The sequence below is a fragment of the Nocardiopsis sp. NPDC049922 genome (genome assembly GCF_040660275.1).
In the GTDB taxonomy this organism is placed as follows: domain Bacteria; phylum Actinomycetota; class Actinomycetes; order Streptosporangiales; family Streptosporangiaceae; genus Nocardiopsis.
This window is the reverse complement of the sequence record NZ_JBFAME010000001.1, coordinates 775,165-789,955: the sequence shown is the minus strand read 5'-3', so window position 1 is coordinate 789,955 and position 14,791 is coordinate 775,165. Positions and strand designations below refer to the sequence as shown.

General features: G+C 73.1%; 15 protein-coding genes. 7 read left to right on the top strand and 8 right to left on the bottom strand.

Going from position 1 to position 14,791, the window contains the following annotated elements; genetic code table 11:
- Positions 1–8 precede the first annotated feature (8 nt).
- The 4 genes from AB0I72_RS03755 to AB0I72_RS03740 are packed head-to-tail and all read left to right on the top strand — an operon-like array spanning position 9 to position 4,100.
- Positions 9–1,706 carry an acetyl-CoA carboxylase carboxyltransferase subunit alpha gene (locus AB0I72_RS03755; RefSeq protein WP_358562608.1) on the top strand — a complete coding sequence of 566 codons (1,698 nt, stop codon included), beginning with the start codon at positions 9–11 and terminating at the stop codon, positions 1,704–1,706.
- Positions 1,703–2,245 carry an acetyl-CoA carboxylase biotin carboxyl carrier protein subunit gene (locus AB0I72_RS03750; RefSeq protein WP_358562606.1) on the top strand — a complete coding sequence of 181 codons (543 nt, stop codon included), beginning with the start codon at positions 1,703–1,705 and terminating at the stop codon, positions 2,243–2,245. The genes AB0I72_RS03755 and AB0I72_RS03750 overlap by 4 nt, the downstream gene beginning before the upstream one ends.
- Before the next feature lie 2 nt (positions 2,246–2,247).
- On the top strand, positions 2,248–3,594 hold the full coding sequence (gene accC, locus AB0I72_RS03745; protein WP_358562604.1) for an acetyl-CoA carboxylase biotin carboxylase subunit: 1,347 nt from the start codon (positions 2,248–2,250) through the stop codon (positions 3,592–3,594).
- 20 nt (positions 3,595–3,614) lie between these two features.
- The gene (locus AB0I72_RS03740; RefSeq protein WP_358562602.1) at positions 3,615–4,100 is read left to right on the top strand and encodes an NUDIX domain-containing protein; all 486 of its coding nucleotides are present in this window, start codon (positions 3,615–3,617) and stop codon (positions 4,098–4,100) included.
- Positions 4,101–4,212: 112 nt separating this feature from the next.
- Here AB0I72_RS03740 and AB0I72_RS03735 read toward each other — a convergent pair whose 3' ends face one another.
- The 5 genes from AB0I72_RS03735 to AB0I72_RS03715 form a co-directional block, all read right to left on the bottom strand.
- Positions 4,213–4,473, bottom strand: coding sequence for a DUF6504 family protein (locus AB0I72_RS03735; RefSeq protein ID WP_358562600.1), 261 nt, complete (start codon positions 4,471–4,473; stop codon positions 4,213–4,215).
- A gap of 69 nt (positions 4,474–4,542) precedes the next feature.
- Positions 4,543–5,484: a peptidase M48 gene (locus AB0I72_RS03730; RefSeq protein WP_358562598.1), complete on the bottom strand. Its 942-nt coding sequence runs from the start codon at positions 5,482–5,484 to the stop codon at positions 4,543–4,545.
- 120 nt (positions 5,485–5,604) lie between these two features.
- Positions 5,605–6,300 (bottom strand): DivIVA domain-containing protein, encoded by a 696-nt coding sequence (locus tag AB0I72_RS03725; protein WP_358562596.1) that lies wholly within the window; start codon positions 6,298–6,300, stop codon positions 5,605–5,607.
- A 27-nt stretch (positions 6,301–6,327) separates the two neighbouring features.
- Positions 6,328–6,642, bottom strand: coding sequence for a hypothetical protein (locus AB0I72_RS03720; protein WP_358562594.1), 315 nt, complete (start codon positions 6,640–6,642; stop codon positions 6,328–6,330).
- 75 nt (positions 6,643–6,717) lie between these two features.
- On the bottom strand, positions 6,718–7,614 hold the full coding sequence (locus AB0I72_RS03715) for an N-acetylmuramoyl-L-alanine amidase (RefSeq protein ID WP_358562592.1): 897 nt from the start codon (positions 7,612–7,614) through the stop codon (positions 6,718–6,720).
- 476 nt (positions 7,615–8,090) lie between these two features.
- Between AB0I72_RS03715 and AB0I72_RS03710 the strand changes: the two genes are divergently transcribed.
- Positions 8,091–9,278, top strand: a complete 1,188-nt coding sequence (locus AB0I72_RS03710) for an LPXTG cell wall anchor domain-containing protein (protein ID WP_358562590.1) — start codon at positions 8,091–8,093, stop codon at positions 9,276–9,278.
- Between the two features lie 385 nt (positions 9,279–9,663).
- Positions 9,664–11,025 carry a hypothetical protein gene (locus AB0I72_RS03705; RefSeq protein WP_358562588.1) on the top strand — a complete coding sequence of 454 codons (1,362 nt, stop codon included), beginning with the start codon at positions 9,664–9,666 and terminating at the stop codon, positions 11,023–11,025.
- Between the two features lie 63 nt (positions 11,026–11,088).
- On the opposite strand, the gene AB0I72_RS03700 is transcribed toward AB0I72_RS03705, so the two are convergent.
- The 3 genes from AB0I72_RS03700 to AB0I72_RS03690 form a co-directional block, all read right to left on the bottom strand.
- Positions 11,089–12,327 carry an FAD-dependent oxidoreductase gene (locus AB0I72_RS03700; protein ID WP_358562586.1) on the bottom strand — a complete coding sequence of 413 codons (1,239 nt, stop codon included), beginning with the start codon at positions 12,325–12,327 and terminating at the stop codon, positions 11,089–11,091.
- Positions 12,328–12,569: 242 nt separating this feature from the next.
- The gene (gene bldC / locus AB0I72_RS03695) at positions 12,570–12,773 is read right to left on the bottom strand and encodes a developmental transcriptional regulator BldC (RefSeq protein WP_017600591.1); all 204 of its coding nucleotides are present in this window, start codon (positions 12,771–12,773) and stop codon (positions 12,570–12,572) included.
- A gap of 703 nt (positions 12,774–13,476) precedes the next feature.
- A complete protein-coding gene (locus AB0I72_RS03690; RefSeq protein ID WP_358562584.1) occupies positions 13,477–14,310 on the bottom strand; it encodes a hypothetical protein in 834 nt (277 codons plus the stop codon).
- A gap of 251 nt (positions 14,311–14,561) precedes the next feature.
- Between AB0I72_RS03690 and AB0I72_RS03685 the strand changes: the two genes are divergently transcribed.
- Complete coding sequence (locus tag AB0I72_RS03685; protein ID WP_358562582.1) at positions 14,562–14,789, top strand: DUF3073 domain-containing protein; 228 nt, start codon at positions 14,562–14,564, stop codon at positions 14,787–14,789.
- The last annotated feature ends 2 nt before the right edge of the window (positions 14,790–14,791 follow it).

Genomic DNA, 14,791 nt, shown 5'->3' with positions numbered 1-14,791 from the left:
AGGACGACGTGACCACGACCAGGACCGACCCCCGGACCGACCCGGGCGGGGAGACGCGGTGGTCGCTGTGCCCGGACTGCGGCTGCTACCTGTACCTGCCCAAACTGCGCCGCGACCTCGGCGTGTGCCAGGAGTGCTCGCACCACCTGCGGCTGGGCGCGGCCGAGCGGATCGAGCTGCTGCTGGACCCGGGCGGCTTCGAGCCGCGCGACACCGACCTCACGGCCGGTGACCCGCTCGGGTTCACCGACAGCAAGCCCTACCCCGAACGGCTGGCCTCGGCGCGGCGCGGGACCGGCCGCGCCGAGGCCGCCGTGTGGGGCACGGGCGCCGTCGGCGGCTGGCCCGTGGTGCTGGCCTGCCTGGACTTCGCGTTCATGGGCGGGAGCGTGGGCGGCGCCACCGGGGAGCTGATCGCCCGGGCCGCCCGGCACGCGGTGGCCACGCGCACGCCCCTGGTGCTGGTCTCGGCCTCGGGCGGGGCGCGGATGCAGGAGGGCGCCCTGTCGCTGATGCAGCTGGCCAAGACGGCGCAGGAACTGGGGCGGCTGCGCGAGCACGGGGTGCTCAGCGTCAACGTCAACACCGACCCCACCTACGGCGGGGCCACCGCGTCCTTCTCCGTGCTGGGCGACGTGGTCATCGCCGAACCCGGGGCACGGGTGGGGTTCGCCGGACCGCAGGTGATCCGGCAGACCATCCGCCAGGACCTGCCGCCCGGGTTCCAGACCGCCGAGTTCCTCCGGGACAACGGGCTGGTGGACCTGGTGGTGCCCCGGCACGAGCTGCGGTCCACCCTGACCCGCGTGCTGGCCCTGCACGCGGGCCGGGAGCCCGAACCCGCCGGCGCGGACGCCCCGGTCGTGGCGGCCCCCGCGCCGGAGGCCCGGGGCGTGCCCGAACGCGCTCCGTCGCGGATCGTGGCGATGGCCCGCGACATCGGCCGCCCCACCGCCCTGGACTACTGCGGACTGGTCTTCGACGACTTCGTGGAGCTGCACGGCGACCGCGCCACCGGCGACGACCCGGCCGTCGTGGCGGGGGTGGCCACCCTGGACGGCCGCTCCGTCGTGGTCCTGGGCCACCAGAAGGGCCACGACACCGCGGAGCTGGTCCGCCGCAACTTCGGCATGCCGCAGCCGTCCGGGTACCACAAGGCCCGGCGGCTGATGGACCACGCCGAACGGCACCGCATGCCCGTGGTCACGTTCGTGGACACCCCCGGCGCCCATCCGGGGATCGAGGCGGAGGAGCGCGGCCAGGGCGTGGCCATCGCCGAGTGCATCCTGCGCATGTCCCGGCTGACCGTGCCCACGGTGGCCGTGGTGACCGGCGAGGGCGGCAGCGGGGGCGCCCTCGCCCTCGGGGTGGGCAACCGGGTGCTGATGCTGGAGAACGCCTTCTACTCGGTGATCAGCCCCGAGGGGTGCTCCACGATCCTCTTCGGCTCCGCCGCCGAGTCGGGGCGGGCCGCCGAGGCGCTGCGGATCAGCGCCCCCGAACTGCTCCGGCTCGGCGTCGTGGACGGCGTCGTCCCCGAGCCCGCCGAGGGCGCCCACACCGACCGGGTCGCGACCGCCGACCACGTCGGGGCCGCCCTGCGCTCCTCCCTGACCGAACTCAGCCACATGACCGCCGAGGACCTGCTCGACCAGCGGTACGACCGGTTCTCCCGCTTCGGAATCCCGACGGAGGCAACGCGATGACGACCGACCGCGACGGCGCCCGTGACCCGGGCCGCACCCTGACCGCGGCGCTGCCGCCCGACCCCGAGTTCACCTACGCCCAGCTGACCCTGGGGGAGCTGCGCGAGGAGGCCGAGCGGCTCATCGCCGGGATGGGGCGCCCGGTGCGCAGGGTCCGCCTGCACACGGGCGTCAGCTCGGTGGAGGTCGACTGGGACGTGCCCGCCGACGCCCCGGTCGCCGCGCCCGCGGCGCCGGCGCCTTCGGTGGGCGCACCGCCCGAGGCGTCCGAGACGCCCGCGGCCGAGGCCGCGTCCACCGCGCACACCGTGCGAGCGCCGCTCGTGGGGACGGTCTACCTGGCCCCCGAACCCGGCGCCGCGCCGTTCGTCTCGGTCGGCGACCGCGTCCGCGAGGGCCAGCAGCTCGCCATCGTCGAGGCGATGAAGCTCATGAACCCGATCGTCGCCGACCGGGACGGCGTCCTCACCCGGGTCGTCGCGGTCGACGCCGAGATGGTGGAGTTCGACGCCGTCCTCTTCGAGCTGGGCGAGGGGTGACCGTGTTCCGCACGATCCTGGTGGCCAACCGCGGGGAGATCGCCCTGCGCGTGATCCGCGCCTGCCGCGAACTGGGGATCCGGTCGGTGGCGGTGTACTCGCGCGCCGACGCGGACTCCGCCCACGTGCGGGCCGCCGACGAGGCCGTGTGCGTCGGCCCCGCCGCCCCCGCCCGCAGCTACCTGCACATCCCCAACATCGTCGGGGCCGCCCTCAAGACCGGTGCGGACGCCGTCCACCCCGGCTACGGTTTCCTGTCCGAGAACCCCGACTTCGCGCGCGTGTGCGCCGAGGAGGGGCTCGCGTTCATCGGCCCTCCGCCCGACGTCATGGCGGCGCTCGGCGACAAGTCGAGCGCGCGGCGCCTGATCGGCGCGGCCGGGCTGCCCCTGCTTCCCGGCACGGTCGAGCCGGTCGCCTCGGCCGAGGAGGCGGCGGCCGTCGCGGATCGGATCGGGTACCCGGTGATCCTCAAGGCGGTCGCGGGTGGCGGCGGTCGCGGCATCACGGTCGTGCGCGACCCCGCCGACCTCCCCCGTGCGCTGCGCACCACCCGGGCCGACGCCCAGGCCCTGTTCCGCGACCCGTCGGTCTACCTGGAGCGCTATCTGGAGGGGGCCCGCCACATCGAGGTCCAGGTGGTGTGCGACGACCACGGGAACGCCGTCCACCTGGGCGAGCGCGACTGCTCGGTCCAGCGGCGCAACCAGAAGCTGGTGGAGGAGTCGCCCTCGCCCGCCGTGGACGACGCGCTGCGCGAGCGGATCGGACAGGAGGCCGTGCGCGCCTGCCGGGAGGTCGGCTACCGGGGCGTCGGGACCATGGAGTTCCTCCTGGACGCCGAGGGCCGCCACTGGTTCATGGAGATGAACACGCGCATCCAGGTGGAGCACCCGGTCACGGAGATGGTCACCGACATCGACCTGGTCGCGGAGCAGATCAGGGTGGCCGCCGGCGCTCCGCTGTCCTTCGCCCAGGACGACGTCCGGCTGCGCGGGCACGCGATCGAGTGCCGGATCAACGCCGAGGACCCCGACCGCGGGTTCGCCCCCGCACCCGGTCGCCTGGACCGGTTCGAGCCGCCCGGCGGGCCGTGGGTCCGCGTCGACACGCACTGCGTCGCGGGGAGCGAGGTGCCCCCGTACTACGATTCGATGATCGCCAAGGTGATCGTGTGGGGCGAGGACCGGGACGCCGCCGCCGACCGGATGCGCCGGGCGCTGGAGGAGTTCCGCGCGGAGGGGCCGGGGACGCGCACCACCCTGGGGTTCCACCTGCGGCTCATCGACCACGCGGAGTTCCGCCGGGGCCGGGTCACGACGGACTTCCTGGCCCGCCACACCGTGTGAACCGGGATAGGCTGCGGACCATGCCGGTCCCGGACTTCATCGTGGAACTGCGCCGACACGTCGGCCACGGCCTGCTCCCCCTCACCGGGGTGACGGCCGTGGTCCTCGGCGACGACGACGACGTGCTCCTGCACCAGCGCCCCGACGACGGGCGGTGGTGCACCCCCGGCGGCATCCTGGAACCCGGCGAACAGCCCGCCGTGACCGCCGTCCGGGAGGTGTGGGAGGAGACCGGGCTGACCGTCGAGGTCGAGCGGCTGACCAGTGTCGTCGCCCAGGAGCCCTACACCTACCCCAACGGCGACGTCGTGCAGATGCTCGACATCGCCTTCCGCTGCCGCTACGTCAGCGGCGAACCGGACGTCTCCGGGGACGAGACCCTGGACGTGCGGTGGTTCCCCGTGGACGGCCTGCCGGAGATGCCGCGCCGCATCCTGGACCGGATCGCCTGGGCCCGCGAGGACCGGACCGAGCCCTACTTCCACCTGGCGGCCTCCCTGCCCTGAGGGCCGGGCCCGCGGGTCGGCCCGGTCGGCCGCCGCCCACCGCGCAACACGCGACCGCCCCTCCCCCGGACGGCGGGAGGGGCGGTCGCGACGGGGTTGCGCTGCCCCGGTCTCAGTGCCAGTGGCGACGCATCGTCCAGTGGTCGGAGGAGGCGTCGCGGGTGATGTCGATGATGCTGGGCTCGCCGGCCTCCGACTCCGCCGAGACGCGCAGGAGGTGCGTCTGCGTGGCGGGCGCGCCGGGCGTCTCGGGGCGCGCGGGCCAGTCGCCGATGATCCTGCGCACCCGGTAGGTGTGGCCCCGCCACGTGAACCTGGCGGGGTGATCACCGCTCGTGGAGCGGACGTCGATCCGTTCGTTCAGAAGACTCACACGTACAGTTTATCGAACGTGTGTTCGATCCCGTCAAGTCCTTTCGGACACCGACCATCGGTCTCGGAGTCAGAGGAACACCCGGCCGCGCCGTGTGCGGTCGCGCAGCGCCGCCATCCGCCGGGTGTTGCTCGGCCGTCGGCTGAGCAGGTGGTACAGCAGCAGCGACCCCCCGCGGTCGGTGCGCGCCCGGTCCGCCATCTCGCCCATGTTCACCCGCGTGTACAGCTCCGGACCCCCGGCGAAGAGCCGCACCGCGTGCGCCCCCTCCGGATGATGGGCGTAGGCGTGGTTGTCGGCGGTGTACTCGGCCACGCGCGACAGCGCCGAGCCCAGCCCCGGCACCAGCTCCGCGCCGAGCGTGGCCACCCGTCGCCAGAACGACGTGTGCCCCGCGGCCACGTGCCCGATCTGGTGCGCCACGAGGAAGGCCAGCGCGTCCGGATCCCGGGGCCGCCCGTCGGGGCCGAACAGCTCGTGGGACAGCACGAGGTACCGTCGCAGCCGGTGGGCGGCGGCGTCCGCGGCCGCGCGGGCGCGGGTCGGTCGGACGTAGGCCTCCGGGGGGCGGGGCAGCCCCATCGCGGCGGACAGCGTCACCACCGCCCGGTAGGCCTCGGGGAACTGCGTGGGCGAGATCTTGACCGACTCCGCGCGCTCGCGGGCGTACCGCAGGCCCCGCGCCGTCCAGCACACGGCGGGCGGGCAGGCCGCCGCGACCGCCGGGCAGGCCCACGACCCCGTCACCGTCCACACCGTGTGGACGAGCGCCGCCGCCACCAGCGCCCCCACCAGCACGCACACGATCAGGAGCGGCGTCTCCCACGGGTGCGCCGGGGCCGGGACGAGCTCCTCGTCCGCCTCCCCGGCCGCGATCTCGCACGCGCCCACCGGTGGGGCGCCGTCCACGCGTGCGCGCGCGAGGCCCGGTCTGACGGTCGGTGAACAGTACGGCGGTCCGTGCGCCGTCCGGGCGCGCGCGCCGCCGCCCGGGGGCGTCGCGTGTGGCATCCTGCCTCCCCTCGGGCCGCGGTCCGTGTACAGTGGAAGCTCGCTACTCCCTGTAACGGAATATTACTTTTCGCTGCCCTGGGTATGGGGTTGCCTGGGGACGGCGTGTCCGCGGGCGGTTCAGGAGCCCTCCCCGCCCCCCTCGTACCGCCGGAGCTCCTCGGCCAGCACGTCCAGGAACCGGTCCACCTGCGCCGGGTCGTACCCGGGCCGCGCCCGGGTGGTGGCGAACTGGACCCGTTCGACCTCGGCGGCGGTGAGCGTCGCACGCTCCGGACGGCCCTGCTGGAGGGCGTCGATCGTGTACTCGGCCCGGTCCAGGAAGTCGTCGACCTCCTGCTCGTTGTAGCCCGTGGTCAGACGGGTCGTGGCGAACTGCTGCTCCCTGACGGCCGCCGCCGTGAGCCGGGGCCGCCGCCCGGCGTCGCGCCCGTACGCCCGCGCCTGGGGACCGGCGGTCGGGTAGCCGCCCCGTCCGTGGGCGGCGCCGGGGGAGGGGTGGCTCGGCAGCGGCGGCGGACCGGAGGGGCCGCCGAGTCCGCGCCCCGCGAGATCCGCGGCGACGATGTCGAGGAAGTCGTCCACCTCGTCCTCCCGGTAGCCGGGGCTGAACCGGGTGGTCCGGAACCGCGAGTTGCGCACGTCGTCGGCGGTGAGCAGCGGGCCGGTCCGGGAACCGCCCTCCAGGGCCACCAGCGTGGCCTCGACCTGGTCGAGGAGGGCGTCGACGTCCTCCTCGTTGTAGCCCGGGCGCAGACGCACCGTGTGGAACTTCTTGTTGCGGATGTCCGCCGCTGTCAGAGACATGGTCCCCATTGTGCAGTTCAGGAGGTTCTCAGGGGCCTATTGCTGACCATTCCGTGATTCGGCCGCCGCGAGGTGGCCTTCGAGGGAGTTGAGGAGGCCCTCCACCTGGGCGCGGTCGTAGCCGCGGAGGACGACGTCGATGCGGGCCGCGCGCAGCTCCCGGGCGGTGATCGGGTCGGCCCCGTCCAACCGGAGAAGGGGGTCCAGGGCGAACGTCCGCGTCGGGAGGGTCCCGTCGAGGAGGGTCGCGTACGCCCGCGAGACGAGCGCGTCCACCTGGGCGCGGTCGTAGCCGCGCAGCAGGACGTCGAAGAAGGGCGGGGGGAAGGGCACGGGGTCGGGGGAGCTCATGCCGCGATTATGCCGATCCGCCCGTCGCACGCGCCACATCCCGCACAGATGTGGCCGGGTGCGGACGCGGCCCGGTCAGCTCCGCAGGAGGTACACGGCCACGCCGCGGGCGATCGCGTCCGCGGCGCGCTCCCGCCACCCCGGGTCGGTCAGCAGCGCGGCGTCCTCGGGGTTGCGCAGGTTCCCGGCCTCCAGGAAGACCTTGGGGACGTCGGACATGTTCAGCCCGCCCAGGTCCGTGCGCTCGTCGAGGCCCTCGTCGGCGAGGTAGTCGGCGTAGGGCACGCCGGTCCCCTCCCGGTACTCGCGGCGCAGGTCCCCGGCCAGCAGACGGGAGGGCTCCACGATGTCGTCGGTGAAGCCGGGGACGTCGCCGGGCGTGATCACGTGGAACCCGCGGCCGGACTCGGGACCGCCGTCGGCGTGGATGGACACGGCGGCGTCCGCGTCGGCCTCGTTGCCGATCCGCGCCCGGTCGTCGATGCAGGGGCCCACGCCCTCGTCGTCGCTCCGGGTGAGGACGACCGTGGCGCCGTCCGCCTCCAGCCGGTCGCGGACGAGCAGGGACAGCTCCCAGTTGAACTCGTGCTCCGCGTAGCCGTCGGCGGTCTCCGCCCCGACGGTGTCGCAGGCCTTCTCCCCGGGGCCCGCGGGCACCATCGCGTTGATCTCGTCGGGGGCGTCCGCGTTGCCGCCGTTGTGTCCGGGGTCGATGACCACGACCCGGTCGCTCAGGGGGCCGTCGGGCACGTCGTCGGAGGGCCCGTCGCCGGAGCCGGAGGATCCGGTACCGGAGGCCTCACCCGAACCGCCGTCCCCGTCGTCGGGGGCGGGCAGCGGGGGAGCGGCGGTGGGGTTGTCCGAGGCGTTGGAGGGGGTGGTGCAGGCGGGGGTCAGCAGCAGGGCCAGTGCGGTCAGGGACAGCGCGACGCGCCGGCGTCCGACGGGCCCCGGCGGTGCGGGGGCGTGCATGCCCACAACGTAGCGGTTCGCGGGGGCGGGAGAGGCCGGACGAGGGGCCCGGAACCGGTGGGAAAGGGATTCGCGGGCGACGCGTTCACTGGTGAGGACGCGCGTCTCGGCGTCAGGTTTACACATTCCACAAAATATCTGGAAAAACATCTGGAATGGTTGCCTAGGGTGACGGAGTTTCTAATGTGACTATTTCGTGATGCATATTCCGGTGAATCAGACTATTCGGTCGAAGTATGATCCTCGTAAGGAATCGGGACGTGGTCCCCGTCCGGGTGGTGTGTGTCCGCGCACGTCGGAGCCACCGCCGCGACCCCCTGTTTCCCTGTGGAGACGGTCATGAGGCCCTGTCTCCCTCCCCCATCAGCCCCTGGCTCGTGCCCCGCGTTCCCATGCGTTCCGCCCTCGCGGGCGGCGGTCCGCACGACCAGGCCAGCCCGACAGTGCGGGTTGGGACGATCCGAATGAGGATTGACTTGAACGACACTGCCCGTTTCGCGGCTCGACGCATCATCCAGGGCGGCGCCACCTTCGCCGCCCTCGGTGCGCTCACCATCGCCACGGCCGTTCCCGCGAACGCCGACGTCTACCGGTACGGCTGGGCCTACGCCGACATCGCCGGTGGCTACGGTGAGGCGTCCACGTCCATCGCCACGGAGGACTCCGCCGGCAACACCTTCTCCGGCGCCGTCGACGAGTTCCTGACGGTCGACGCCGAGACCTCCGCCCGGATCGACGCGGACGGCGTCGAGGCCCTGACCATGGTGGAGAGCGCCCGCATCCAGGTCACCGCCGGTGACCTCGACGGCTTCCTCGACGAGTTCGAGGATGGGGACGACGCCGAGGAGGACTCCGAGGACGAGGAGACCGGCGAGGAATCCGACGCCGAGGAGACCCCGGAGAGCAGCGAGGCCCCCGCGGACCCCGAGGCCACCGAGGGTGACTCCGAGGAGCCCGCCGAGGACGACGCCCCGGCTGAGCCGGCCGAGCCGACCACGCAGCCGACCGAGGAGCCCGCCGTCGAGGCGGAGCAGACCCCGGAGCCCGCCGCCGCGAACACCGGCGCGGAGAACCCGGTCGTCGAGCTCGACGAGGAGAACTCCGAGCTCACCAGCGGCGAGGACGAGATCGTCCTGGACGTCACGATCAGCGGCACGATGATCAGCACGATCCAGTCCTGGGACGGCGAGGTCGTCCACTCGGTCGTTCCCGGCAACATCGCCTACAACGTCAACGAGGTCGACGCCTCGGTCGTCGTCAACGAGTACTCGGACGTCTGGGAGGTCGAGGAGGCGGGCTTCGCCTGGACCGACGCCTACACCGCCGGTGTGCTCGAACTCTCGGTGCCCGACCAGTTCGTGGTCACCCACCCGCTGGGCGAGACCATCGCCAGCGTCACCGAGGAGCTGCACGACGGTGACAACGGTGACGGCGACGGTGGCGACGACGACTCCCAGGGCGACGACCGCAACCCGCCCGCCGAGCGCGAGGAGCCCGAGGCCAAGCCCGAGCAGCGCAGCGCCGAGTCGCTCGCCCAGACCGGTTCCCCGGTCGTCGGCCTGATCGCCGCCGGTGCCGCGATCGCCGCCGGCGGTGGCCTCGCCGCCTTCTTCGCCCGCCGCAAGAAGAACGCTCCCGCCGCCGACGAGTCCAGCGAGGGCTGAGTCGACCAGCGAGAGCTGACGAGGCGTCGGGACGACTGATCCACGCCTGAGGACCCCGGGGCGACGCCCCGGGGTCCTTCGCGTTACCGTCGGCCGAGGAACTTCCCGCGCCCGTCCGCCGTTGTCCGGTCGTCGAGGAAGCGAGGACGACCCCATGCCGTATCCGGGGCGGTGGACAGGACACGCGACCGGGCCCACCGACAGCGCGGCCCCGGCGTCGCGGCCGGTCCTGGAGCCCCTCCCGAACCCGTGCGCCCCCGGCCCGGCCACCCCCCGTTCCACGCTCCCTCTCCCCGGCCGACCGGCCACCGCCGACCCCCGCCGCGGCGGCGGGCCCCGGCGGGAACCGGGCCCGGCATCCCCCTGATACGACAGGAGTGTCGTGGTGACTCCCCCCACGTTGACCGCTCGTCGGCTCCTCGGAGCCGGTGCCCTGTTCACCGCTCTCGGCGCGTTCGGAGCCGCGTTCGCGGCCCCCGCGGTCGCGGACGAACTCGTGTGGGGCACCGCCCAGGCGAGGGTGGCCGACGGCGACCTCCTCGCCGCCCACGCCACGGCCACCAGCTTCGGCGACGACGTCGAGGACACCGCCGCGACCGGGGTCCTCCTCGGCCCGCTCGCCCCCTACGCGACGGTCAGCGGAGAGGCCGGCGCGTCGATCGACGCCGAGGGCGCGCACGCGACGACCACCCTGGAGACGGCGACCGTCCGCCTTGGCGCGGCCGACCTCGTCGACCTCGGCCTGGTCGAACCCCCGGAGGGCTGGGCGCCGGTGACCACCGCCGCCGCGCCGGACGAGGGGGCGGGCGACGGCGCTCCGGACGCCACCGCCTCACCGTCGGCCACGGAGTCCCCGAGCGCCCCGGACGCCGCGCCGACCGCCGCCGAGACCGAGCCCGCCGAGCCCGCCGAGCCCGCCGAGCCCGCCGACCCCGGCGCATCGGCCGGGGAGCCGGGCGAGGAGCCCACCGGCGACGGGGACCCGCTCGACGGCGCGACCGCCACGCCGAGCACCGGGCCGGAGCCGACCGCGAGCCCCTCCTCGGGCGTCGCCGACGACGTGCTGTTCCTGGACGGCGACGTGGCCGCGACCGTGGCGGGCGACGCCGACACGGTCGGGTTCACCCTCTCCGACGTCGTGTCGACCGCCTCCGCCGGATACGACGGCCGCACGGAGGCGTCGCTGGAGTACGGGGAGGTGACCGCGTTCGGCGTCGACGTGGAGTCCGTGGAGGACAGCGACACCGGATACGTGGTGGACGACCGCGTCGCCTTCCTGGACGACGAGGGGGAGGTGATCGAGGAGTTCCGGGTCAGCGTGGGTTTCGCGGTCAACGAGTCCGCGTTCGAGGACGGGGACGAGGCCTGGGACGGACAGGGCGTGCGGTCGTGGCTGACCGTGTGGGTGCAGGTCGGCGACGAGGACTCCGCGGACGCCGGTCGGCTGGTCGTGGAGTTCGCGGAGGCTCGGGCGCTGGGTTCGACCCACGAGCCGGGCGCCACCGGCGGCCCGGGCGACGGCGACCGTTCGCCGGGCCCGTCCCCCACCCCGACGTCCAGCCCCACGTCCACCGCGACGCCGAGCCCGGACCCGACCCGTGCCCCCTCGGAGCACCGGCTGGCGACGACGGGCGGCTCGCTCGCCGCGCTCGTGGTCGCGGCGGTGGTCGCCGTCGGCGGTGGAACCGCCGCGACCCTCCTCGCGCGCGAACGGACCACGGCCCTGGACGACCGGATCGAGGACTGACGGCACACGGTCGGACGGGCGCCCACGACCCCGCGGGAGCGTGGTCCACGAGCCCCGCGACGATCAGGTCCGGGCGCCCCCGGACGGGGGCTCCGGGGGCCGGGACTCGATCCGCTCCGGGCGCACGCCGATGCCGACGAGGCGACCCGTGACCCGGCTCAGGGGCGGGAACCACCGGAACAGGCGCACGAACGAGGGGACGCGGGCCCCGTCGCCGTCCCGGTGCGCCCGCTGGGGGAAGAGCCGGTGCCCGATCGCGACCTGCAACGTCTGGGTGACCCGGGTCGGCCACATCCGCCGTGCCTGCACGCTGGCGAGGTCGCTCTCGGCCAGCGTGCCCGACACCAGCCGGGGACCGACGATGTTGGCGGTGGCGACGGCGTCCTGGACCGCCAGGTTGATCCCCACGCCTCCGGCGGGGGACATGGCGTGCGCGCTGTCCCCGATGCACAGCAGGCCCGGCCGGTGCCAGCGGCGCAGCCGGTCGACGCGGACCGCGAGGTGGTGCACGTCGTCCCAACCGGCGATCTCCTCCACCCGGTCCGCCAGGTCGGGGGCGAGCTGGGCGATCCCCTCCCGCAGCGCGGTGAGCCCCTCGCGGCGCAGGTCGTCGAAGGTTCCGGGGCGGATCAGGTAGGCCAGCTGCCAGTAGTCGCCCCGGTTGATCGCGACCAGGGCCCGGCCGCTCGCGTTGAGGAAGGGCAGGGAGTCGGTGGGCCTGCGGGACACGCGCAGCCACAGGACGTCCACGGGCGGCCGGAAGGACTCCGGGACGAGCCGGGCCTGCTCGCGGCTGGACGAGTGCCGTCCGTCGGCCGCGACCACGAGGTCCGCGTCGATCCTCAGATCGCCGTCGGCGTCCTCGGCGCGCACGCCGGTCACCCGACCATCGGTCACCACGAGTTCGGTCATGGGAGTGGACATCAGGAGCCGGAAGGACGGGAACTCCCGACCCTTCGCGGCCAGGAAGTCCAGGAAGTCCCACTGGGGCATGAACGCGACGTAGGGGTGGTGCACGGGGAGGCGCCGGAAGTCGGCGAAGGTGACCGGTCTGCCCTGGAGCTCGATCGTGATCCGCTCCACCCGGGCGTGCGGGAGGCGGTGGAACTCCTCGTCCCAGCCGAGCTGGTGGATCAGCTCCTGGGTGGAGGGGTGGATGGTGTCGCCCCGGAAGTCCCGCAGGAAGTCGGCGTGCTTCTCCAGGACGACGACGTCCACGCCCTGCCGGGCCAGCAGGAGCCCGAGGGTCATCCCGGCCGGGCCGCCGCCGACGACGCAGCATTGGGTGCTCAGTTCGCGCATGACAGCCTCTCCTCGTCTGGGAGATACCCGTCGTCGGGCCGGGGGAAGAGCCCGGTGAGGACGGCGTCCGCGCTGGCCCCGCCGTCGACGTCGTCCGTCGGGGCGGGGGAGGGCGGCCCGAGCGCGCCGGGGGAAGACTGGCGGGCGGGCCCGTTCCCCGGAAGCCCGCCCGCCATCGTGTCAGCATCAGAAGCCGGAGCCTGTCCGGCCGTTCCCCCCGGAATCGGCACAGACCGGGGAGATCACTCCGTACGCTGGTTGGGGATTCCGGCCAGCAGGGCGCGGACCTCAGTCTCGCGGTAGCGACGGTGTCCGCCCAAGGTGCGGATCGAGGTCAGCTTGCCCGCCTTGGCCCAGCGTGTGACGGTCTTGGGGTCCACGCGGAACATGGTGGCAACCTCGGCGGGGGTCAACAGGGGCTCCGCCTCGGGCGTGCGAGTTGACATGTGTACGGCCTCTCCTCCTGGATCTGTGTGCCGATCCTTGAGCCTTATTCCTGGCGCTTGGCCCGGATGTCCAATATTTCCACTGGGTCCATATTGGCATCACCCGAGGTGATAGTGCGACCACTCCAAGCAACTTTGCACGTGGGAGGCCAAGAAAGCCGCCCGTGGCCGCGTCACGCTAAGTGATTCTAGCGACACGTTTAGTGGCATGTGGCGTATTCGGTCAAAACTTCGTTCTCGGGCCTCGTTTTTCTCGATCCGGAGCGTCCGAAGTGCTAGGCGGTCGTGACCGAAACCCGGGGGCAGGGCTGGGGGAGGTGGGCTGACTTCCCTGGTCAGTCGCTGTGTCGAGGTGGTCGGACCGTGGGGGGCGGAGGGTGTCTCCGGCGGTCGCGGCCGGGGGCGGGCCGCGTGGATCCCCCGTGTGGCAAGGGTTTCGTCGTTACTCAGAGTGCGTTCTGTGATGGACTCGCTACAGTCTACGCCGATCCCTAACGGGCGTTATGCCCAGTTTCACCGGTCTTGGTGTCGTGCGGGGATGACGTCCGGGCTCGCACCGTTGTCACGTGCGGAAAGGTGATCCACCATCGAGAAGAAACCTGGCGTACCAGGTTGGCGCACGGCGTGGCGTGTCGCGGATCACTCTCTCCGATGGCGACAGACGCGGGTTCGTGTCCACGAAAACTTGGGGAACCCGTGACCGTCAGTTGGCGTGCTCCAGGGCGCGCACCGACTTCCAGCGCCGTGTGATCCGCTCGCGCAGCTCCATCACGCGAGCGGTGTCGCCGACCGAGAGCGCCTCCACCGCCTCCGACACCTCCCCCACCGACCGGTCCTCGGTCAGGTGGTCGTCGCTCAGCAGGTGCGGCAGGCCCCCGTAGTCCAGTTCGAGCAGCGCCTCCGGGTGCGCGGTCAGCGTGAGCCAGTCCACCAGCTGCTCGGTCGAGGTGGACACCGCGTGCTCGCCGATCCGTTCGCGCAGCACCGCGACCGTGCGGTCCAGCCGCCGCCGCGCCTGGGACACACGGGTGAGGTACAGCAGGGCGCGCGTGGTGTCCGTCGACAGGACCTGACAGCGCTCCCGCTCCTCGAAGGGCACGAACCACGGGACCGGGATCGTCCAGTTGCTCGACAGGATGCCCGGCCGCACCCCGGCCCCCGACTCGCGCCACTCCCGGTACCCCTCCTCGGCCCGGTTCGCCTCGCACTCGGGGACGAACGCCCCGCTCACCAGCACCGGGGTCGCGTTCGTGAACTCGGTGAACCCCCGCCACGAACGCAGCCGCGTCTGCCACGGGCACACGTACAGCCGCTCGTCCACCCGGCGCAGGTAGGCGTCGCGGCTCTCCTCGGTCGGGGCCACCACCGGGGGCGTGGTGATGAGCCGGCCCAGGCTCTCGGCGTGCTCGGCCGCCAGGGCGTTGATCCGGCGGGGTCTGTCCGGCGAGCCGGCGTACTCCTCCCAGTACCGTCGGTCACGCGGAGCGAACGCGTCGATCGGCTGGTAGACCCGGAGGTAAGCGGTGTAGGGCAGCACGATCGCATCGTGGCACACATCAACGCGGGCGGCACCCACCCCATGAACCCCTGTGGAGAGGGCGTTCGGGCGCGGACCACACCCGTCACACCCGGGTGGCGTAGGCAGGGTGGGGTGCGACCAGGTACGGTTGTACGTGTACGTACGCTGACGCTGGTCGTCAGTCGCGTTTGACGGCCGTCAGCCCGTTACCGCGGGTTAGTAAGTGATCTGGGGTTCGTCGGAACCCAATCGTTGAGGGGGTCGAGCCAATGGGGCGCGGCCGAGCCAAGGCCAAGCAGCAGAAGGTCGCCCGGAAGCTCAAGTACAGCACCGGCGGGACCGATCTTGATCGGCTGCGGTCGGAGCTGGGTGTCGCTGAGGACGAGGGGTCTCCCTCCGGATCGTCGGGTCCGGACGACCCCTACGCGGATCCTCACGACGAGCTGGTCGACCGTTACGCGGATCTCGCCGAGAAGTACTCGGACTCCGACAAGTAGTC